21 protein-coding genes and 1 pseudogene are annotated in these 23,101 nt (G+C 28.8%); all 22 read right to left on the bottom strand.

The window, feature by feature from the left end; translation table 11 throughout:
* Positions 1–21: 21 nt before the first annotated feature.
* Positions 22–888, bottom strand: coding sequence for an ABC transporter permease (locus BUE22_RS14855; RefSeq protein WP_073395918.1), 867 nt, complete (start codon positions 886–888; stop codon positions 22–24).
* Between the two features lie 218 nt (positions 889–1,106).
* Positions 1,107–3,076: pseudogene (locus tag BUE22_RS14850) on the bottom strand (polysaccharide biosynthesis protein).
* Between the two features lie 86 nt (positions 3,077–3,162).
* Positions 3,163–4,047, bottom strand: coding sequence for a glucose-1-phosphate thymidylyltransferase RfbA (rfbA, locus tag BUE22_RS14845; RefSeq protein ID WP_073395915.1), 885 nt, complete (start codon positions 4,045–4,047; stop codon positions 3,163–3,165).
* A gap of 81 nt (positions 4,048–4,128) precedes the next feature.
* Entirely contained in the window at positions 4,129–4,974 is an 846-nt protein-coding gene (rfbD, locus tag BUE22_RS14840) for a dTDP-4-dehydrorhamnose reductase (RefSeq protein ID WP_073395912.1), read from the bottom strand.
* The gene (gene rfbC, locus BUE22_RS14835) at positions 4,974–5,522 is read right to left on the bottom strand and encodes a dTDP-4-dehydrorhamnose 3,5-epimerase (RefSeq protein ID WP_073395909.1); all 549 of its coding nucleotides are present in this window, start codon (positions 5,520–5,522) and stop codon (positions 4,974–4,976) included. The genes rfbD and rfbC overlap by 1 nt, the downstream gene beginning before the upstream one ends.
* A gap of 26 nt (positions 5,523–5,548) precedes the next feature.
* The gene (locus BUE22_RS14830) at positions 5,549–6,691 is read right to left on the bottom strand and encodes a DegT/DnrJ/EryC1/StrS family aminotransferase (RefSeq protein ID WP_073395906.1); all 1,143 of its coding nucleotides are present in this window, start codon (positions 6,689–6,691) and stop codon (positions 5,549–5,551) included.
* Positions 6,684–7,109, bottom strand: a complete 426-nt coding sequence (locus BUE22_RS14825) for a WxcM-like domain-containing protein (protein ID WP_073395903.1) — start codon at positions 7,107–7,109, stop codon at positions 6,684–6,686. Before BUE22_RS14825 ends, BUE22_RS14830 begins: the two co-directional genes overlap by 8 nt.
* Positions 7,106–8,071 carry an MraY family glycosyltransferase gene (locus BUE22_RS14820; protein WP_073395900.1) on the bottom strand — a complete coding sequence of 322 codons (966 nt, stop codon included), beginning with the start codon at positions 8,069–8,071 and terminating at the stop codon, positions 7,106–7,108. Before BUE22_RS14820 ends, BUE22_RS14825 begins: the two co-directional genes overlap by 4 nt.
* Before the next feature lie 10 nt (positions 8,072–8,081).
* Positions 8,082–9,014, bottom strand: a complete 933-nt coding sequence (locus BUE22_RS14815) for a GDP-L-fucose synthase family protein (RefSeq protein ID WP_073395897.1) — start codon at positions 9,012–9,014, stop codon at positions 8,082–8,084.
* A gap of 47 nt (positions 9,015–9,061) precedes the next feature.
* Complete coding sequence (gene gmd / locus BUE22_RS14810; protein WP_073395894.1) at positions 9,062–10,180, bottom strand: GDP-mannose 4,6-dehydratase; 1,119 nt, start codon at positions 10,178–10,180, stop codon at positions 9,062–9,064.
* Positions 10,177–11,085, bottom strand: coding sequence for an NAD-dependent epimerase/dehydratase family protein (locus tag BUE22_RS14805; RefSeq protein ID WP_073395891.1), 909 nt, complete (start codon positions 11,083–11,085; stop codon positions 10,177–10,179). The genes gmd and BUE22_RS14805 overlap by 4 nt, the downstream gene beginning before the upstream one ends.
* Positions 11,086–11,913: a glycosyltransferase gene (locus tag BUE22_RS14800; RefSeq protein ID WP_073395888.1), complete on the bottom strand. Its 828-nt coding sequence runs from the start codon at positions 11,911–11,913 to the stop codon at positions 11,086–11,088.
* 6 nt (positions 11,914–11,919) lie between these two features.
* Positions 11,920–12,735, bottom strand: a complete 816-nt coding sequence (locus BUE22_RS14795) for a 2OG-Fe(II) oxygenase (protein WP_073395885.1) — start codon at positions 12,733–12,735, stop codon at positions 11,920–11,922.
* An 857-nt stretch (positions 12,736–13,592) separates the two neighbouring features.
* Positions 13,593–14,666, bottom strand: coding sequence for an acyltransferase family protein (locus BUE22_RS14790; protein ID WP_073395882.1), 1,074 nt, complete (start codon positions 14,664–14,666; stop codon positions 13,593–13,595).
* A 105-nt stretch (positions 14,667–14,771) separates the two neighbouring features.
* Positions 14,772–15,875, bottom strand: a complete 1,104-nt coding sequence (locus tag BUE22_RS14785) for a glycosyltransferase (RefSeq protein WP_073395879.1) — start codon at positions 15,873–15,875, stop codon at positions 14,772–14,774.
* A gap of 64 nt (positions 15,876–15,939) precedes the next feature.
* On the bottom strand, positions 15,940–17,019 hold the full coding sequence (locus BUE22_RS14780; RefSeq protein ID WP_073395876.1) for an EpsG family protein: 1,080 nt from the start codon (positions 17,017–17,019) through the stop codon (positions 15,940–15,942).
* A 2-nt stretch (positions 17,020–17,021) separates the two neighbouring features.
* Positions 17,022–18,212 carry a glycosyltransferase gene (locus BUE22_RS14775; protein ID WP_073395872.1) on the bottom strand — a complete coding sequence of 397 codons (1,191 nt, stop codon included), beginning with the start codon at positions 18,210–18,212 and terminating at the stop codon, positions 17,022–17,024.
* Positions 18,190–19,488: a glycosyltransferase gene (locus BUE22_RS14770; RefSeq protein WP_073395869.1), complete on the bottom strand. Its 1,299-nt coding sequence runs from the start codon at positions 19,486–19,488 to the stop codon at positions 18,190–18,192. The genes BUE22_RS14775 and BUE22_RS14770 overlap by 23 nt, the downstream gene beginning before the upstream one ends.
* A 47-nt stretch (positions 19,489–19,535) precedes the next feature.
* Positions 19,536–21,209, bottom strand: a complete 1,674-nt coding sequence (locus tag BUE22_RS14765) for a hypothetical protein (RefSeq protein WP_073395866.1) — start codon at positions 21,207–21,209, stop codon at positions 19,536–19,538.
* Positions 21,210–21,216: 7 nt separating this feature from the next.
* Positions 21,217–21,588 carry an EamA family transporter gene (locus BUE22_RS14760; protein ID WP_073395863.1) on the bottom strand — a complete coding sequence of 124 codons (372 nt, stop codon included), beginning with the start codon at positions 21,586–21,588 and terminating at the stop codon, positions 21,217–21,219.
* 6 nt (positions 21,589–21,594) lie between these two features.
* A complete protein-coding gene (locus BUE22_RS14755) occupies positions 21,595–22,191 on the bottom strand; it encodes an HAD-IB family hydrolase (RefSeq protein WP_073395860.1) in 597 nt (198 codons plus the stop codon).
* Between the two features lie 2 nt (positions 22,192–22,193).
* Entirely contained in the window at positions 22,194–23,087 is an 894-nt protein-coding gene (locus tag BUE22_RS14750; RefSeq protein WP_073395857.1) for a UbiA prenyltransferase family protein, read from the bottom strand.
* Between the last annotated feature and the right edge of the window lie 14 nt (positions 23,088–23,101).

Genomic DNA, 23,101 nt, shown 5'->3' with positions numbered 1-23,101 from the left:
TCTCCTGATCAAAAATTAGCTTTAAACTGTATCTATAAAACTCTTTTCGGTTTTATTAAAAACTAAAAGACCAATAAAAAATACTGCAATTGTGAATACCAAAGTATAAAGTAATCCTGGAATTGAAATTTTACCAACATCTAGAAGCATATAACGAGCAGTCTCAATTATATATGCTAAAGGGTTATATTCAACAAGCCATCCATATTTTGGCAATTTATCTTTTAGCAATTCCATTGGATACATTACTGCAGATAAATACATTAGTAACTGTATTCCAAAACCAACTAAATAACTAAAATCCCTATATTTTGTAACCATTGACGATATTAGCATTCCTAATCCTAACCCAAGAATTCCCATAATGATGATCAGAACAGGAAAAAATAAAACAAGACCATTTAAACTCAGGTCTGTTCCTATGAGGTAGTAATAACAATAGAAAGCTATAAAAATAAGAAATTGAATTCCGAATTTTATTAAATTAGAAATTACAACTGATAAAGGTGTTATAATTCTTGGAAAATAAACTTTCCCGAATATTCCAGCATTAGACTTGAAAGTATCAGAAGTTCCGTTAAGGCAGGCTGTAAAGTAATTCCATACGGTAATCCCGGCTAAATTGAATAAAAAAGGAGGTACTGTACCCGTATTTATACCAGCAACGTTATTAAAAATTATTGTAAAAGTTACCGAAGTGAATAAAGGCTGAATTAAGTACCAAAGCGGTCCTAAAACGGTTTGTTTGTATACTGTAATTACATCACGTTTTACAAATAAGAAAAGTAAATCACGATATTGCCAAACCTCTTTAAGATTGAGTGAGAAAAATTTGTTTTTTGGTGTTATTTCAAAGAGCCAATCATTTGAAACATTATTATTTTTCATTTTATTTTGATTACAATTTGGAGTGCAATAATAGGCATTTAAAAATTATAAAAAAGTTTTTTTTAGTCCCTTAAAAATTATAATTAAAAAACGATTCAGCCCAATAAAATTAACAAGATTTTTACTTAAATACAAAAAGTATAAAAAGCAAAAAAGGCGTTTTATTAAAACACCTTTTTAAATATTTGATTTAGAATTTCTCGTATGTATTAAGCAAATTATTTGTCTAAAACTTCGAAAGCTGAATTCATGCTTTTAAATTCCGGAACTATTTTTTTCATTTTAGATACAATGTCATCATTATCATAAAAATCAGCAATTCCTATAAGCTCATCGATTTCAGTATGCAGGTTTTCATATTCATCCTGTATCTCTTGTGCAATCATGATTTTATTATGATAAGTCGGTAAAGTCTTAGATGTATCGTTTAATAATTCTTCGTATAATTTTTCACCTGGTCGTAAACCAACAATTTTTATTTTTATTTCCTTATCAGGAATAAAACCTGCCAGCTTAATCATTTTCTTCGCCAAATCTATTATTTTGACTGGTTTACCCATATCAAAAATATAAATTTCGCCTCCGTTACCCATTGCCCCGGCTTCTAAAACCAATTGACACGCTTCCGGAATTGTCATAAAATATCGTATAATATCCTGATGTGTAATTGTTACTGGTCCACCTTCTGCAATTTGTTTGGTAAACAAAGGAACAACTGATCCATTTGATCCCAGAACATTTCCAAAACGAGTAGTAATAAATTTTGTTGCACCTTCTACATTCTCATTTTGGTTTTTCAAAAATAGAGATTGTACATATTTTTCAGCAATTCGTTTGCTGGCGCCCCCATCACATTGCTGGGATTAACAGCTTTATCTGTTGAAACCATCACAAACTTCTTCACAAAGTACTTACATGCTAAATCAGCTAAATTCTTAGTCCCTTTAATATTTGTTAATATTGCCTGTGAAGGATTTTCTTCCATCAATGGCACATGCTTATAAGCAGCAGCATGAAAAACAACATGTGGGCTATGAGTTTTAAAAACTTTTTCTAATGCTTTCTTACTTCTTACATCAGCAATTACAGCAATAATTTTTGTTTCAGAATTCATCCCCAAAGTTTCCAAACATAAATTATGAAGTGGAGTTTCAGCATGATCTAAAATAATTATTTTTTTAGGATTAAACCCAAGTACTTGTCTTACTATCTCGCTTCCTATTGATCCGGCTGCACCTGTGATAAGTATTGTTTTATCTTTTAATTGTTTTGAAATTGATTTACTATCCAGGACTATCGGCTTTCTTTCTAATAAATCTTCAATCTGGATATTTTTTACCTTTTGAGAAATTTCTTTTTGATTTTCCCAGTCAGAAATCAAAGGAACTGTATAAACTCTATAATTAAATTCTAAACATTGATCAACAATAATTAACTGTTCATCTTTAGTTAAACTTTTATCTGCTATAATTACACCTTCTGCAGCAACGGAACGCATTAAGGCTGGTAATTTTTTTCTTAAAATCAAAATTGGTAAATCCAACATTCTCTTAGATGCATTTTGATTGTTCTTATCAACAAAACCAACTATTTTAAAACGAGAAGGGGTTTCAAATTTTAATGCATTGGCTACAGAAATAGCATTGGCATCAGTTCCATAAATGACTGTTCTAATTAATTTAGTGCTTGTTTTCTCTGAAAAATATAATTCAAAAGTCTGTTTTACAATTACACGATATAAAAACAATCCGCAAAAAGACAGAACTAAATTAATAAAGAGAGCTGTATTTAAAAAAGCTTTATGTCCGGCGTATAATTCGAAAACCAGATTAAAAAACAGAAAGAAGACCAAAACTGACATTTGAGAAAACAGTAGTTTGATAGCATCTATATAAGAGGAATGTCTAATAATTCCCGAATAGGTTCTAAACAACCAGAAGAAAAATATATTTACAAAAATTAAGCTCCCAACAAAGTAAAAATGATGTGATGTAACAATATATCCTAACGCTGTTCCTTCAAACAACATGTATGTAAATGTGAACGAAAAAACCAGCACCATTACATCTATAGCAATAATAATCCACCTGGGTAAATAACTCAGGTTGTTAATATTTGCCCTTAAATTTCTCGGTGATAGGAAATTATGAAACAAAGTCCTTATTTTAGCTTGCTCTTCTGTATTCAATTTGGGTTCTGTTTAATTTTGTAAACTTCGTATTACATACAAAAGTACAAATTAAAGGTTTCAAAAAATTGTTTCTCTAACAGAAATTAAACTTTAACAACTTTTTTCTTTTGTTTTAAAAAATCAATTAAATAAGATCCGTATCCAGATTTCACTAAAGGCAATGCAAGTTCCTCTAACTGAGCATCATTTATAAAGCCCTGTCTCCATGCAATTTCTTCGATACAGCCTACTTTTAATCCTTGTCTTTCTTCAAGAACCTGAACAAATTGTCCTGCTTGCATTAAACTATTAAAAGTTCCCGTGTCTAACCATGCCGTCCCTCTGCTCAAAATACCAACTTTTAAAGCTTCTCTTTCTAAATAAACTTTATTTACATCGGTAATTTCATACTCACCCCTGGCACTTGGCTTAATATTTTTAGCAATTTCTACGACTGAATTATCATAAAAATACAATCCCGGAACCGCATAACTTGATTTTGGTTCTTGTGGTTTTTCTTCAATAGAAATCGCTTTGTAATTCTCGTCAAATTCAACTACACCATAACGTTCAGGATCTGAAACATGATAAGCAAAAACTACTCCTCCATTTGGTTTTGTATTTGACTTTAATAGTTCCTGCATGTTAGAACCAAAAAATATATTATCACCAAGTATTAACGCTACATCATCTTTACCTATAAATTCTTCTCCAATTACAAAAGCCTGAGCTAGCCCATTAGGAATTGCTTGTTCTGCATAACTAAATTTACAGCCCAAACTAGAACCATCCCCTAATAATTTTTTAAAATTTGGCAAATCATGTGGAGTAGAAATAATTAATATTTCATTGATCCCAGACATCATCAACGTTGATAAGGGATAATAAATCATTGGTTTATCATAAACAGGCATCATTTGCTTGCTCATTGCAAGTGTTAAGGGATGCAAACGCGTGCCTGAACCTCCGGCTAATATAATTCCTTTCATAGATCTTTATTTTTTATATTTTGGATTAGATTTTCTTCCAATGCTAAAACATTAAAGTCAAATCTTAAAATCATCTTTAATCTATATAAACATTTTTCTTAAGCTATCTTTATAATTGGGAATATTTAAATTATAAATAGCTTTAATTTTTTTCTTATCTAACAATGAAAACTCGGGTCTTTTTGCAGGAGTTGGATATGAAGATGATGGAATTCCACCAACATTACAATTATAACCTCCAAATTCTTTTATGCTCAACGCAAACTCGTACCAACTTATTTCTCCTTCGTTTGAATAATTGTAAATACCCGGAACCCAGTTTGAAGATTCCAAGATATCAATCATCGCCTGAGCCAAATCTGCAGCATAAGTTGGCGAACCAATTTGGTCATTAACGACATTAATCGATTCTCTTTCCTGCATTAATCTTTGTATTGTCTTAACAAAATTATTGCCAAACTTACTATATACCCAAGAAGTTCTAATAATAATTGAATCAGGACAATTATTTAAACATGCTATTTCACCAGCCAACTTACTTTCTCCATAAACATTTATGGGGTTGGTGGGTGCTTCTTCATTTAATGCAATAGCTGAAGATCCATCAAAAACATAATCTGTAGAAATATGAATTAATTTTACATTATTCTCCGAAGCATATTTGGCTATTAATTCAACAGCTAAATTGTTAATTGTAAATGCTAATTCTTTTTCAGCCTCTGCTTTATCAACCGCCGTATAAGCACCACAATTTAAAATTATATTAGGTTGAATACTCTCTAATTGTGTATTCAAAAGATCGAGGTTATCTAGTGTGACTTTCGTTCTGTCTGCAAATATCCATTGATAATTTGGATAATTCATGGATAAAACATTGAGTTCAGATCCTAATTGTCCGTTTGCTCCTGTTACAAGAATTTTTTTCATTAAAATAAACTATTACAATTTTCGATAAAAGGAAGTATCTGATCTTTTTCAGAAACTATTGCATCTTCTAAATTCATACCCCAATCGATATTAAGTGATGGATCATCGTATTTAATTCCGCCTTCAGATGATTTATTATAAAATTGATCACATTTATACATTACAGAAGCTGTTTCGCTAATAACCGAAAAACCGTGTGCAAATCCTTGAGGAACTAGTAATTGTTTTTTGTTTTCTGCTGATAATAAAACACTAAATGATTTCCCGTAAGTGGGAGAATCTTTTCTTAAATCTACTGCAACATCAATTATTTCACCTTCTAAAACACGAACCAATTTTGTTTGCGCAAAAGGTGGATTTTGATAATGCAAACCTCTTAAAGTACCTTTTTTTGAAAAGGACTGATTATCCTGAACAAATTCAATATTAATTCCTAAATTTTCAAATTTAGTTTTGCTATAGGATTCAAAAAAATAACCTCTTTCATCACCAAAAATAGTTGGTTCTACAACCACTAAATCTTTTATAAATGTTTCTTCAATTTTCATATTAAAAATGTAATTCTTATTTCTATTTAATAATCAAAAAAGGTTTTGATAACTTCTTCAATTCTAATTTTATCCTCTTTTGTCAAATTTGATCCGGAAGGCAGACAAAGACCTTTTAAAAATAAGTCCTCAGCAATTTTATTACCGTAATAAGGATATTCCATGAAAATTGGCTGTAGGTGCATTGGTTTCCAAAGTGGCCGACATTCAATATTTGCTTTTTCAAAAGCAAGTCGCAAATTTTCGCTATTTATATTTTTTTCCAAAATTGGCTCAACCAAAATTGCATTTAACCAATAGTTAGAAAAATAATCTTCATGTAATACTTCAAAAAGAGTTACATTTTTAATACTATCAAAAAGATCCTTATAAAAAAAATGTGTTGCTCTTCTTGCTGAAATATTATTTTCAAGCATTTTAATTTGTCCCAATCCAATACCTGCACATACATTACTCATTCTGTAATTATAACCAACTTCACTATGCTGATAATGCACGGCAACATCTTTTGACTGGGTTGCGTAAAAAATCGCTTTTTCTTTTGATTCTTTTGAATTTGAAATTAATGCACCTCCACTGGAAGTTGTAATAATTTTATTTCCATTAAATGAAAGAATTCCAAAAGTTCCAAAAGTTCCACATTTTTTACCTTTATAAGAGCTCCCAAGCGCTTCTGCACTATCTTCAATTATTGGAATATTATAGCGTTTTGCAATAGCATGTATGTCTTCAACCTTATACGGATTTCCATATAAATGAACAGTAATTATTGCTTTGGGTTTCTTTCCTTTTTTGATTCTATCTTTTATAGCAATTTCAAGAAATTCCGGACTAATATTCCAAGTATCAGGTTCACTATCTACAAAAACAGGAATTGCTCCCTGATATAAAACAGGATTGGCTGATGCCGAAAACGTCAGAGTCTGACAAATAACCTCATCTCCGGCTTTTACTCCTAATAAAATTAAAGCCAAATGTATGGCTGAAGTTCCTGAGTTTAAAGCTGTAATGAATGATTCCTCAGAAAAATAATTTTGCAATTTATTTTCAAAATCATCAACATTTGGTCCACCAGAAGTAAGCCAGTTTGTTTCTAGTGCCTTTTGAATATATTCTTGTTCAAAACCACTTTGTTGTGAAAGGGATAAATAAATTCGTTTATTATCCATTTATTTTCCAATAATCTGAATTATAACGAACATCATCATCGCCGACATTTTCTAATGGTAAAGTAGAAAAGGAAATTAATTTTGAATTTGTTTGAAGAGATTCTATTGCATTTGCATAACCAGCCGGTATATGAACAATTTTACTTTCTGAATCAGAAACAAATATTGTTTCTATAACTAAATCTTTTGAAGGGTTTTCCCAATTATCAATTTTTACAAAATGAATTTTAAAAGATCCGTTTAAGCAATAGAAATTTTTAGCATCTAATTTATGTCCTTGCCATGCACGAATTGGATTTTCATCTGAATTACTAATAATGTAAAACCTCTCGATATCTTTAAAACTAAAATCATTTACAAATGAAATAGTTCCTCGATGATCTGAAAAATTTCCACCCTGAATTATTTTAGGAATCATATATTAACTTTCAAATTATTTTTATTTAATAAATAAAATTTTAAAGTATATACTAAAAGCAGAGGAGTAATTATAAATACAAATAAATATAAGTCTTGTGTTTTTTGATAAAAATAAATAACCAAAACAGAGATTACTATTTGTGCCAGTGCATAATATAATGAAACTAATCTATGCTGAATTTTATATTCGTTACTTAATACCTGATAAAGATGTAAACGATGCGCTTCGAAAATATTTTGTTTTAAATATAGTCGATGTAATATGGTACAAATAGCGTCTACCCCATAAACAGCTAAAAATAAAAGCCAGATAACCGAATTTGTTATCAGAATAAGCTTTAACACCAAATAAATTACCCAAAAAGCGATTGCAATACTACCTACATCACCAGCAAAACATTTAGCTTTTTTTCTGTAATTAAAGAACAAGAAAACTACGCTTGCAATCATTGCATATTTTATAAAACTACCATCGGTAAAAAGCTGAATCTTTGTATTTACATATAATAATGAACCCATTACAACTAAAGTATACAAACCTGTAATACCATTAATTCCATCCATGAAATTATAGGCATTAATTAGTCCGATAGCTAAAACATAAGCTATTATTACTCCCCATAAAGGAACGAGATTAAACAATCCCAAGTCGTAAAAAATTAAGGTTATCGAAATAAAATGAACTGAAATTCGAATTTTATTTGAAAGGTTTTGAATATCATCCCAAAAACTAACTAAACTTACCAATGTAATTCCGGTAAAGAAAAAGTAGTTATTCTGAAAATGCTGTACAAAATAAAGCAAGGCAGAGAACCAAAAAATAATTCCTCCACCTCTTAAGGTAATTTCGCTATGTGAACTTCTTTGATTGGGTTTATCAATGATATTAAACTTGTCAGCTACCTTGAAATAGAGTAGCATTATAATCATTAAAAGGATTCCTATTATTGTGTATTCCATTATTATGAAATTATTCCCAATTAGTATTTTTTATTTCATCATACACTTTCTGAATTCCCTCTTCAAGAGTAGTTTTTGCCTTCCAACCAAAACTGCTTAATTTTGAAACATCCATTAATTTACGTGGAGTACCATCTGGCTTAGTGGTATCAGTCAAAATTTCTCCTTCAAAACTAACTATTTTTTTAACCAAAATTGCCAAATCTAAAATTGAAATATCTTCACCAACTCCAATATTAACTAATCCTGACTCATTATAGTTCTCCATTAAAAATACACAAGCCTCTGCAAGATCATCAGCATGTAAAAACTCACGTTTTGGATTACCGGTCCCCCAAATAGTTACGGAAGCATCTCCATTATGTTTAGCTGTGATAAATTTTCTTAACATCGCTGGCAATACATGAGAATTCTTTAGATCGTAATTGTCATTGGGGCCATATAAATTAGTCGGCATAACTGAAATAAAATTACAACCAAACTGATCTCTATATGCATCACACATTTTAATTCCAGCAATTTTTGCAATTGCGTAAGGTTCATTTGTTGTCTCTAATTCTCCAGTTAGCATATATTCTTCTTTTAATGGCTGTGGCGCCATTTTAGGGTATATACAAGAAGAGCCCAAAAACATTAATTTTTTTACTTTGTTTATATACGATTGATGAATAACATTATTTTGAATCATCAAGTTTTCGTAAATAAAATCTCCTCTATAAGTATTATTAGCAATAATTCCTCCAACTTTTGCTGCAGCTAAAAAGACATAATCTGGTTTTTCACTTTGAAAAAAATCAGCTACAGCTTGTTGATTTCTAAGATCAAGCTCTAAAGAAGTTTTTAAAATAAAATTGGTAAAACCTTTGGCTTTTAATTGACGTAAAATAGCCGAACCTACCATTCCTCGGTGTCCAGCTATGTATATTTTATCATTTAAATTCATAATGCTTATTTCTAATTCAAGAATAAAATAATCCTGATTTATCTAAATTAATATTTAATAATCGATCTTACTTCTTTTAGCATCTTTTCTTTTTTAACATTCTGAATATCTGATGCCATCATTTCTTTCACTAGACCAGCTAAATCATATTTAGGCACCCAACCTAATTGAGTTTTCGATTTTGTTGGATCTCCAATAAGCAAGTCCACTTCCGTAGGACGGAAATATTGTGGGTCAACAGCAATAATTTGTTTACCAATCTCAAGTTTATATGCAGGATTACTACAAGAAGCTACATATCCTTTTTCATCTACTCCTTCTCCTCTAAATTCAATTTCTACTCCTACTTCTGCAAATGACATTTTAACAAAATCACGCACGTAAGTAGTCTCTCCCATTGCTATTACATAATCCTCAGCAACTTCCTGCTGCAAGATTCTCCACATTGCTTCTACGTAATCTTTGGCATGTCCCCAGTCACGCTGTGCATCTAAATTTCCTAAGTATAAACAATCTTGTTCTCCTAAAGCAATAGCAGCAGTTGCCATTGTAATTTTACGAGTCACAAATGTTTCCCCTCTTCGTGGTGATTCGTGGTTAAATAAAATTCCATTACAAGCAAACATTCCATAGGCTTCACGGTAATTTTTTGTAATCCAAAAACCATAAATTTTTGCTGCTCCATAAGGTGAGCGTGGATAAAATGGTGAATGCTCATCATAAAGTCCTTTTGCATTTTTATTCTCAGCCAAGCCACCGTATAATTCAGAGGTCGATGCCTGATAAATACGTGTTTTCTTTTCTAATCCTAAAATGCGTACTGCTTCTAAAATTCTTAGTGTCCCAATACCATCAACATTTGCAACATATTCCGGAGAGTCAAAAGAAACTTTCACATGACTCATAGCTCCCAAATTATAGATTTCATCAGGCTGAACTTCTTGAATAATTCGAATGATATTAGTAGAATCTGTCAAATCTCCATAATGCAACTTAAAATTTACATGAACTTCGTGTTGATCTTGATAAATATGATCAATACGTTGTGTGTTAAAAGAAGAAGCTCTTCTTTTAACTCCATGAACCATATAACCTTTCTCTAATAATAATTCTGCCAAATATGATCCATCTTGTCCTGTAATTCCTGTTATAAGTGCAATTTTCATTTTTTTTTATTTTTTTTCTTAAAAGATTCAAAAGTCTTCATTAGTCCAATTTCAGCCGATATTGGTAATGCTTTTCCAATAACCTTAACTATTTTCTCATTACTTACTAGATAATTTTCTGTGAGTTTTTCCAAACGTTCTGAATTCAAGGGTAAACTCAAAAAATCTCCAATTTTTGCTACAGCTTTTATAAATAAAGAATTAACATCCCAGATTAGACTTTTTTTACCTAAGGTTTCACCTAGTAATTTAATTAATTCATTTGTAGATAAAGATTTATCATCAGCTACCTGATAAACTCCTGAAGGGATTCTTTCGTTTTCTAATAACTCTTTAATAACGAAACAAAGATTTTCAATACTTAAAAAGGAACGTTGGTTCTCAAAAGCACCAAGTGGCCATGGCAGACCTTTTGAAACTAATTGATATAACAAATTCAAATTACCTTTATTTCCTGGACCATGAATCATACAGGGCCTAATAATAAGAATCCTTTTCCCTTCGGGAATTTGTTTAGACAAAATATAATCTTCGGCTTGTAGTTTAGATTGTCCGTATGCCGTCTTAGGATTTGGGTGAGTATCTTCATATAATATCTCTAACACTTCATCTGCAACTGCCTTAACGCTGCTGAAATAGATAAAATCTTTAACATCACTTTTTAAAAATTCATCAAATAATTCTTTAGTTAGATTTGTGTTAACTTCAAAATATTCAGATGCCTGACTGGTATTTTTTGTATCGTGTGCCTTTCCCGCTAAATGGATAATTGCATCTCCGGTCAGATTATTTTTCCAATTTAAATCTCGCAAAGAAATTTTTTCAATCGAAAAAAAATTAATTGACAAATAATGAGAAAGATTTTTACCAACAAATCCGGATGAACCTGTAATGTTTATTTTCATCTATATAAATTGAGATAATGCGTTTTTATTAATCTTCTCTCTTTCACTATCTAAAAACCATCCCCATTTATTAAAATAAGTCACTGCAGAATTTAAAAAAATCTTAAATAATCTACTACTTTTATTAGCTCCGGAATCATATCCATGATAAACAGATACTAATGGAAAATATATTGTTTTATATTGTTGATGAATTCTTCTTGACAAATCCCAATCTTCAAAATACATGAAAAATTTATCATCATACATTCCAACTTTTTTAATAGCTTCTAAATTTAATAATGTAAAGCATCCTGAAAGGACGGGAGCATTATAAATCATATTTTTTGCTACTTGCCTTAATTCATATTGATTGATGAATTTGTCATAGGCCTTTTGAGGTTTCTTTAATTTTCTCCACAAAATATCAATTGGGCTTGGCAATAATTTTGGTAAATTTTGAACGGTTCCGTCTAAATTTAATATTTGTGGCATCATCATACCAATTGACGCATCATTTTCCATGAAATCGATCATCGGAGAAATAACATCCTCATCAAAATAAATATCAGGATTAACAATAAAATGATATTTGGCTCCTTGTTCTATTGACTTCTGAATAGCAATATTATGCGAAGCACCAAAACCTGGATTAGAGGGATTATGAATGTATTTTATTTGTGAATTATAATCTAAAAAAACTTTCAGATCATCAGTTAAAGAATTATCAATTAAATATAATGGCAAATTTGTTTTTGTTCTAAAAATACTATCTATTACCCTAGATAATTCACTTTTATCTGTATTATATAATACAATAGAGGCTGAAGCATTGCTTAGTGACAACATTCAGGGTTATTTTTTATAAATATGCTTTGTTTCAACTATTCTCTTTCCTGTAAACTTTCTAACCATTTGTCTTAAAAATGCATCCGCTCTTAAAAAAACATTCTTAACTTGTTCATCAGGCCTACCATAAAATGATGTTACATGAAAATACTCTGATGCTTCAGCTGGTTTTTTTGAAAAATAATAATTTGAAACACAACATCTTTTCCCATCCGCTGTAACTTTACTTACAGAATGGATAGAAGTTTTATTTGTTACCATTAAAACTAAACGATTAAATTTAGAATGAATAACTCTTTGTGGTTTTCCCATCCCATTATCCCAAAGTTCTAAATTCCCTCCATTATTGATATCCCAATCTGGCGTTACATAATACAATAAATTCAAAACACGATAGTTTTCCCTGTCATTATCATGGGAATTATCCAGATGCGGATTTAAAAAATTACCTGTAGCCATCAAACTAATACCACCCGCATAAAGTTTTTCATCAGGAATCATTTCTTTTAAACCAGTAATCTCTTCTACAATTTCTACAATTCTTTCATCTTGAAATGCAAAAACAGCCTCTTCTAATAACGGATTATACAAATCCATTTGTGCCGCAATTCGTTTGTTTTCTCTTAAAGACTTATGCAATGCCATTTCCTCAGGAGAAGGATATGCTTCATATATTTCTTTAGCTATCTCTTCTGGTAAAAGATCATCTATATAACAAGAATTAATCCTGCCTGTTTGATTAAATTCTTCTTTTAATTTCTCTTTTGATAAAACCAATTTATCAAGAATCAAATCTGCCAAATAACTTCTGGTCACTTTCATAATTTTATTTTTTTTATATTTTAATCATTTGTTTATTTCAAAATTATATTTTTTCACAACTTTTCCAGGATTTCGTAATGCTATAGAATATGTAGGTATATCTTTTGGACCATGATAATCCTCCAATGTTACTCCCAGTTCGAGTATTAACTTCAGGTAATACACAAACTGATTCACCGAGTCATACATTATCTTCAGTAGTAAAAGGCTTACGAATTAGTTCTCTTTTAATTGGAATACTCATTAGATGATCTCCAAAATCGTCATAACTTCCGTGGTTATTGGTTATTATCTAAAATATAAATTTAGTATTTGCATCCAGAAAGAATAGGGTATATTATAAATAAAATCTTTTGGTACCTCTCGCAATTCATACTCATTTATAAATTTAAGATACGTGTTTTTAGGCCTTTTAATTTTTCTCCAGACAAAACTAAGTGGAGATGTCAAAAGTTTTGGCAAGTTTTGTATACTTCAATCTTCATTTAAAACTTGTGGCATCATCATACCGATAATTTCATCGTTTGAAATATATTCAACCATAGCTTTAACTATATCTATATCTCCTGTAAAATAAATATCAGCATTAACAATGAAATTGTATTTTGAGCATAAATCGATTGCTTGTTGAATTACTACATATGCAAAGATCCAAGTTCAGGATTGGCTGGATTATGTATATATTCAATTCTTAGGTTCTTATACATTTGTCGGAGAGTTGTCAATTAAATACAATTTTACATGTAAATATGTATTTAAATACGAGTTTATCACCTTTTGTGAAATTTAAATTTCATTTCTGTATAAAACTATCCACAAAGTTTTTTTTGCATTCATTTATTTAATCTTTTCTAATCTTAAAAATTTAGTTTTTTTACACCTTTAATGTTATCAACATGAGTAATTATTGATTTTCCAATTTTTATAAATGGTTTTTCAATGAATATAAATGTTATTAGAGCAAGTATTACAGAAAATATAATTGCTAACAAACAATGAAAACCAATATAAATATGACCAAAAAAATGAAAAATTGTTTGTTGAATTAAAAATCCCCATAGATAAATTCCATATGAAATATCGTATTTTGGTTTTAATTTTAAAATAAAAAACCTTGATGAAAGGTAAACCAAAATATTACAAGAAGCAAAAAGAAACACAAGATCAATATAAACTGTGTTTTTAAAAACAATGTATGCTAACAATGAAAAAATAACGACATAGATGTTTATTTCTATCTTATCTGACATAATTGCAAAGAAAGCTCCATAGGCAAAAGATATAGGAAGTAAATACTTTTCAGGATTATTATCAATGAAACCTAAAATAAATCTAGCAGGCAAGAATGTATCGATAAATATTAAAAGAATTGGAATCAGAATATAGTATTTACTTTTTTTACCTAATAAAACAAATAAAATCAATAAAATAATATAACATCCAACCTCGTATCGTAAGCTCCAAAAAGAGCCGTTTACTATATTTGGATATAAATTTTCAGTAAAAACCCCAGGCAATAAATAATATGAGTAAAATATCAAGTTATGTCTTATATAACGAAGATAATCTAATCTCGCTAAGTAGTCATAGATATCTAGATTAGTCAGTAATAAACCGAATATAAAAACAGTTAATAGCAATACAAATAATAACGCAGGCATTATTCGAAAAATTCGCGAAATAATAAAATATGTTGCGCTTTTTTTAGACAAATAACTATTCGTAACAACCAATCCACTTATAAAAAAAAACAATTTTACCGCAAATGCGCCGGAATACGTAAATTTAAAAAAATGCTGAATAGGATCAATCCAATAACTGCCTGAGCCATTAATTGCATCGCTATGTCCAACTATTACTAAACATGCAAGTATAATACGAACTAAATCCAAATTATTATTATCCTTATTTAAGAATTGAGAAATTTTCATTTATATATTTTATTGTAATCATTTTAAGATTTATAAAAGCTTTGCTCATTTAGAGTTTTCATTAAACTATTAATAAGAGAAAACAATTTCAATAGATTTTAAAAATCAGATATTAGACAACAAATCTTTTAATTTATTCTTCTTGTAAGAAACTTCAAAAGATTTCTTAATCTTTTGTTTAACGTCAATTGAAATTGTTTTAAATGTATTTATTGTTCGTATAAAATCTTTTGCATCATAACATAATGAAAGTGACCCTTCATAAATATTATCAATTCCTTCAAAAGCGACTTCAGTCCCAATTACCGGTGTGCCAGTTGCTAATGCTTCTATAACTTTAACTTTAACCCCAGCTCCTTGAAAGATAGGGGCAATTAAAGCTTGGCATTCAGCAATTTTCATATATGGATCTTCTAAAAAACCCAAATATTGAATATTTTTTTTATCTTTAATTTTATACAAAAACTCTTTATTTATACTTGGCCCAATAATTTCAAATTTAAATTCATCATTAAGATGTGGCAGGACATTCTCTGTAAACCAAATTAATCCATCCATATTTTCAGGCCTATTCCAAGCTCCAAAAAAACAAAACTTAAGACTTAAATCAACCTTATTATAATCAATAAATTTAATTTTATCATTTATAAAAAAATTAATAATACTAGAATCCAATTTATAATTATTCTTTAATAGCTGCTGATCTTTTTTACTGAAGGTAAGAAGTAAATCAGCAGACTTTAAAATATACTTCTCTGTAAAAAATAATAGTGAATTAAATGGATTAAAATAAAAAAAACGTTTTCTTTTTAACTTCTGATAAATCACATCGTGACACATCATTATTTTAAATGATTTCTTTATAAAAAAGGAATAAATAAATATTTGCGAAAAGTCAAAATATAAAAACTTGTAATTTTTAGCATTTTTTATTAAAAACAATAATAGTCTAAATCTAAATCTAAATAAAAAAAAAGGGTGCAAAAAAGGAAAATGACCCCAGCTATAAATTTTAGAAGCTGTCGAAACATTAAAATTTTTTAAAACATTAACTTTCAAATTAACATCAATCTCATGATTTTGATATGAAAAAAAAATCAAATCTATTCTATAATCTTCTGACAACAAACCAAGAAGTTCTTTAGAATAATTTTGACCTGCGGTAAGCTTATTTGGTGGAAATGCAGTGATAAATAAAATTCGATTCATTTATTTTAAAAATAAGGTATTGGCTTTTAATTTAAGAAACTTAATTGTAAGAATATTAGCTTTGCTAGCCAAATATTGTTCTAAATGGTACAAATAATTCAATATAATTTCCAGTAAGCGCAGTATAAAAGCGAGCAAGTAAATAAAAAACAAACATTAGAAACATAAAAAAACGTCCATATAGATTTTCAGTATACTTTAAAACAAAAGGGATTATAATTATTAAAACCATATCATATACAAGGGCAAAACGCACTAATACTATAGATATTGAAACGACACTAAAATAAATAACAATTCCGGCCCAATACAGATTAAAATATCCTCGAAATTCAGGCTCTTTATTTGTTATTTTTCCTAGCATACTGGTGACTATACCAAATATAAAAATCTTGTTTATGATTCCTTTTGCCACTATTTCTGCTACAGAAGTTTTTGAACCAAAAGAATTTTCACTATCACTTAAATATAAATCAATTTTTTGCTGCACAACACCACCGGCGAACTCTCCCAAACTTTCAAATAATTTAGCCAGCAATACTGAAAGAGAAAGACTTATTGCGACATAAATAATTAAAGTAATAGGTTTTAGTCTTAATTTGTATATCCACCATGCGATAATAAAAACAATAGATGTACGATGAAATAACATCGCTAAAAAAATCATTGACAAAAAACTCCAAAATTTCTTTTCCTGTATATACCTTATAGAAAAAAAAAGAAAAACAGTAGCTACTGTCTGCCTAACAAAAAAAACGTTTCCAAAAATAGTACTCCAGAGAACTAAAAGAGACAATATTGGATAAGGACTGAATTTCAGAATAGCAGCACTTTGAAGATAAAAAATAATAGCACCTAATAAAAACAGAAAAAAAGTATAGTTATCAAAATATATTTTTACAAACTCGTTAAATCGTGCAAAACCCCACTCAAAGTCGCCCTCGATAAACCATTCATCACTGGAGTTAAAAAAATTCATATAAGGCTCCCAATCTGTTCCTGTTTCCCATCTAAGAAAGGAGAGCAAAAACAAAAGAAAGGATAAAATGATAAAAAAAAATGTACTATCCTTTTTTTTTAAACCAAAGACCTCTACAAACGAAAAAAAAGTTAAAACTGCGAAAATTAGGAAATAAAATGTCATTATCAGAAATTTAAATAACCTATTCGTCGCAATTCAGTCAACAATTGTACACTAATTGCTTCAGGTGCAAATTTTTCTTGCAATTGTTTAAAATTAAATGTTTTTTTTTCTTTTTCATCAATTAATTTATACAATTGATTAATCATTTCATCAACACTATTTTTGATATAACCAAATTCCCCGAATTTATTAAAAACATAGGCAAAATAATCATTGTCTAAAGCCAAAATAGTCTTTTTTTTAAAAATTGCATCCATAATTGCCCCACTAGCTGTAATTTTGTAACTATTTATGGGATAGAAAAAAAGTAATAGATCTAATTTTTCTACACGTCTATCAAATTCATTTCTTGTAATAGCAGTTTCCTGCTCTATTATATCAATTCCAAAATCTTTTAGAATGGAAACATTATTTTCAACCTTACCTGTAACAGAAATATGGAGTTTTTGCTGGTATACTGGATCAATTTTAGAAACAAAATCAATAAAGTTGTTCATTCCTTTAGTTTCATTTAATAGACCTACAGTTCCGATACAAAATAAATCAAGATATTTCTTATCTTTAAGATCGACTTCATTAAATATATACGAATGATCGATTGATATGAATTTTGAAATTTTATCCTCTGGCAGTAGTTGTGATAGATTTTCTTTTATCATTTCACCCATCACTGAAAAATGAATTTGTTCAGAAATTTTCACTTTAGGATTCAAAAAAAAGTCATGACACAACCAAGTCAATGTTCTATGAAGAAAACCACCAGTTTTTAGATCTGTAACAATCTCTTCCATCTCACCATGGCAAAAAATTAAAATCTTTTTTTTGCAAATTTTATTAAAAAAATTTAAAAGTCTTAATCCGAAGAGATTATTATAGGGATATATTAAAACTGCATCATTCGGAGCCAATATTAGATATCGTAAATTTTGAAGGGCGCTAAATAAATATCTGCAGAGCATTTGAAAACGACCTTTCCCAGTTAATACACAAACTTTTTTAAAATGTATGTTATTTGGAATTTCTTCATTTACCAAATTCTTAAAAACTTTAAATGAACTTGAGCTTAATCTACAATCTACTTCCTCAAAAATTAAAGAACACATTAAAATCAGCGATGAATTAAACATTTCATGGTATGATCCTAAAGCGTAAGTATCTATATAAAAAGCTTTAGTACGAGATATTTTCTTCATCGAAATCAGATGTTAATAAATGTATTTGCGTTTCGAAACGGCTAAATGAGCGCATTAATCGAATCAAAAGAAGGTATCTATCTAATCCAACTAATTTATATAGCCATCTTGTAGCAGTATTAAAAATTTTCAATTTTTTGCCAACGCCTTGCAAATTCTCTTTTGTTGCTTTATCAATATTTATTGCTGAAGTTTTTGTCATCCCTTTTGTTTTTAGCTTTTGATACAAAGAGTCACCAGCAACTGAGAAAGGATTATCAAAAATTAATCCTTTGTTAACTAAAGAACGATAAATGCGACGATGAAATCCTTTTATAATATCTCCATTTTCAAACGTTCCAAACGAATATTTTTCACGTATAAATTTATCAAATATACCACTTTTATTAGAAATTGCGTTTGCGTAAATATTAGTCAAGAGTTTTATATCTTCGTAATTTTTTATCTTAGAAATATTGTTCTGAATTACATTCCCTCTTTTCATTTCAGTATAATTATATCCAGAATAATGCACAAAAATAACCTGATAATCACCATCTAAAGAACTTGCCTCACGATTACGCACTTTTAAACATTCTTTTTCAGAATAAATTTCACGTTCAAAAAAATTCCAGGGAGCGATATTCATCCCCAAATGACGAGAAATATATAATTCATCACTATCAAAATAACAAGGTAAAAAATCCATCCATTTTTGATCCGTAAAATAGGTATCATATGAATCTATAAAACATTTGTCCAATAATCTTTCATGCCACCACGAAATCATTTTTTTTGCAGAATCACTTCTCTTTATCGCGCAAAATCCTAGATTAAAAACCCCAGTACTCATCAATCCACTTTCAGAACGTTCACCTTGGAAAGTATCTTGAATAGTCACGATATGAGGTGTCAATACAATGGAATGACTTTCTAACATTTCATAAATTGGATTCAAACTACCGTATATATAAATATCTGGATCAAGATAAATTATTTTTTCATAATTAGTTTTTTCAATAAAATAAGAAAAAGAAGCAGGTTTGATTGAAGTACAAAACTCCGTTAAATCATATTTAAAGCTCATGTCAACCCATTGTTGGCTTGAAATATTAAGCATATTTTTTGCTACCAATATATTCGATGGTAATTTCTCTATATCAAAGTCTTCTGAAAAATAATCTGCCACTATAATATAAAAATCCGTATTCGCATTATTTTCCTTTAAAGATTCTCCTAATATTTCGGCTAATCCTATATAATTTTTTGCCACAATGGTAAAAACACAATTTTTCATTCAATCATTTATTTTTTAAAACTTCGTAAAATGTAATTTGGATATTCTTATTTTTTTAATATTTTTAATAGCCAAGGTTTTTCTACTTTATTATATTTCAACTGTTCTTCTTTTAAATATATGGTAGGGCTTAAAATTTCAAAATTTAGGGCTTGTTTTCTAGCTTCTTTATAATCTATTTTACTTTCGTCTAATTTGATTTTAAATGCAGTATTATTATCAAAATTAATATCTACGGGAGCAGAAGCACTAACAACATTAAGATAAAAACTTGTTTTGGTTTGTGAAAATAATGAAATAGCACAAACAGATAAAAAAGAAACTCCAATGTTTAAAAACATAAAGCAATAAATACTATAACGCAAGTATTTAAATCTAGAACTTTGCTGATCTGAACATTCACTATACAATAGCATAACAATTGGTATTGTATAAAAAAATGGTACATATCTAGCCCACCATCCTGAAGGCAAAATAAAAATTGACAGAAAAAGAAGTAACAAAGTTCCGTTTAAATAAAACCTTCTCTTTACTTCTTTCACAGATGAAAACACATAGAGTAGCGATGACAAAACTAATATACCACTAAAAAAAACTCCAAAACCTCCTGCTCTTACATCTGGTTGACCAGAATTTTTAACCGCATTTGTTGACAAATAAAATGGAAAAACAACTCTGGCAGATGTCTTTAAAGCATTTGTTTCAGAAAATAAAGAAATAAAGATAGATTCTACTCTAGATTTATCTCTCATATTAATTGGTGTTTGATTAGTCATTATATCGACAGAGTCACCACCTAATAAAGGGTAAAATGGGTTTTTATGATCTATTGTATTCGTTATATATGGATTTATACCTACTGTACAGATTGCCAATAATAAAGCCGAAAAACTTATAAAAAGTGAATTTTTAAATAATACGTAATCTTTGCTCACAAGCAAATAACATAGATAAACAAAAATTACAAATCCAGTAAAAAACAAAATATTAAATTTAATAGCTGTCGAAAGATAGATAACGATGACTATTGTAAAATATTTAAAATAGTTATTAATATTTCTTTGAAGAAATAAAGTCGAAATCAATATAAGTAATAGTGAATATAAGCTCCAATCTATGTAGTAAGTTAAAAATTGACATATAACAACAGGGCTTATCGAAAGTAAAAAAGAAATAAATATTTTCTTTCTTAATTTAAAAAAAGAAAAATATTCATCTAATAAATTAAGTGCAAAGAAAAACGATGCTATAATAATAATAAAATTTACAGCCTTTCCGCATTCAATATTACCGGTAGTAGAATAAATACAAGCTGCAATTGTTTCAACTCCTTTTGCATAGTGGTCTACCCAAAGTGCAATATCTGAAGTTTCAAATCCTGAATGATGATTATATATTGGATTCCATCCATCTTTTAAAACGCATATAATAGTTTGATGATATGATTGCCCATCATATGAATAGTCCCAAAAAAGAAAAGACAATAATAAAGAAAAAAGTATTATTAATAAGAAAACAAAAACTGATTTAAAATGTAAAAATAAATTATTCCTTTTTTTTTCCGAGTAATTATATATCATTATTGATGACAAAAAAATACTTACCGGAAAAACAAAGCTATTTAAAGAAAAACCCAAAATAAATAATATTGAGCTAAGGAACAATATTAAAAAAGGCACTGTTAATAAACCAAAACCTAGTACAAAATAATTATTTTTCATTTATTTTTTAATTACTGTAGGATAAAACAAAAACACCAGATATAATAAGAATTATTGCTAAAATACTCATTAGATTAACAGGTTCATTTAAAAAATAAAACCCAATCATAAGAGTAAATACGTATCCTAAACTAGCAAGGGGGTATGCTTTACTTAAATTAAATTTAGACAACACAAATAGCCAAAAAACAGCACTTAAAAAATACAGCGAAAAACCAATAATTATATAAAAATCGGTAAAAACAATCTTTAAAGTATAAAACAAATTATGATTTTTAAAAGAGTCTAATAGATTAGTTCTTCCAACACCAACTTTTAAAAAATATTGTGCAAAAGCACTCATTGATGTACTTAATAAGATAATTAAATATTTAAACATATAAAATCAATTAAACTTTCTATAAAATGAATAATCTGACAAACCTAGCAATTCTTTATCACCTTTACTATCTCCATAACCATAAAGAATATAATCATTCCGATTTGGATAAAGAGATAAAAATCTTAAAACTTTTTCTTTGCCATAACAGTTTGGGGTAAGAAATCTCCCGGTAATATAGCCGCTGTTATCGATTTCAATTTTAGTTGCAAGTATCGTATTTAGATCATGAGAATCAGCCCATGGTTTAATCCAATTTTCAATCGAAGCACTTATTATTAATACCTCATCCCCATTTTTTCTATGGCTCAGGATTTTACTTAATGCGTCAGAATTAACATTTTTAGTAATACAAAACATAAATTGAGAACAATAGTCATCAAATTCCCTCAATGGCATTCCTTTATAAAAATAAGAAAAAAGCATTTGCTTTGCCTTCCAATTTGAGAACAGATTAAGTTTATATAGTATTAATATCGGACTCAAAACAGTTAAACCAAGAATGAGATTTGGTGTTTTTATACTAAATTTAAGAAAGCTCCACAACGAATCATTTTTTATAATTGTACCATCAAAGTCAAATGCCGCAATAGTTTTTTTCATCACTATAAATATAAAAAATAGACAAATGTTAGTATCCAGCCCAAAATTGATAGTTGAATAAATCTATCATTAAAAAGAATATCAGTAGGACTCCCACTTTTCTCATCAACTATTGTCACTTGTAAATATCTTAATAAACCAAGGACAACAAAAATAGAGGTAATGTAAATATAATCGCTCCCAAAAGCAGTAATAACTTCTGGAGAAACTGTATACATTATATATGAAACTAAAACAATTGCTATTATAACAGATAGGACAGTATTAATATATTCAGAATTATATCTTGCAATATTACTTCTGGCTTTTACACCTGAACGAATAAAAATCTGAAAATCATCCCTTCTTTTTGCAAAAGCTAAAAAGAGAGCTAATAAAAAAGTCATAATTACAATCCAATGAGATAATTTTACATTACCAGCACTAGCACCAACGAATAATCGTAAGACAAAACCAATTGATATAATTATAACATCAACAATGGCAATTTGTTTCAATTTTAGGCAATAAGCAATATTCATCACAAAATATAGTAATATTATACATGCGACTTGAATTGGAAGATTTGCAAAAAATAAAATAGATCCCGAGGCAAAAAATAATAAAAAAATTAAAAATCTGGCCAGATTCTCACTTATTAATCCATTTGCAATTGGTCTTTTACATTTTTTTGGGTGCAATTTATCATCTTCGACATCTAGTAGATCATTTAAGCAATAAATTGAGCTTGCAACAAATGAAAATGCTAAAAATGCTAAAAAAGTATTAATTAGCTCTGGCAAAAAAGTTAGCTTACGTCCAAAAAATAGAGGCAAAAAAATGAATGTATTTTTAGACCATTGTTTAATGCGGAATAAAGCTAGAGCATTTTTTGTTTTTTTTAAAAAAATATTCATTTTCAAGATCAATT

The organism is Flavobacterium pectinovorum (genome assembly GCF_900142715.1).
In the GTDB taxonomy this organism is placed as follows: Bacteria; Bacteroidota; Bacteroidia; order Flavobacteriales; family Flavobacteriaceae; genus Flavobacterium; species Flavobacterium pectinovorum.
Note: the sequence above shows the minus strand (reverse complement) of the source record. Positions and strands in the feature narration are given on the sequence as shown.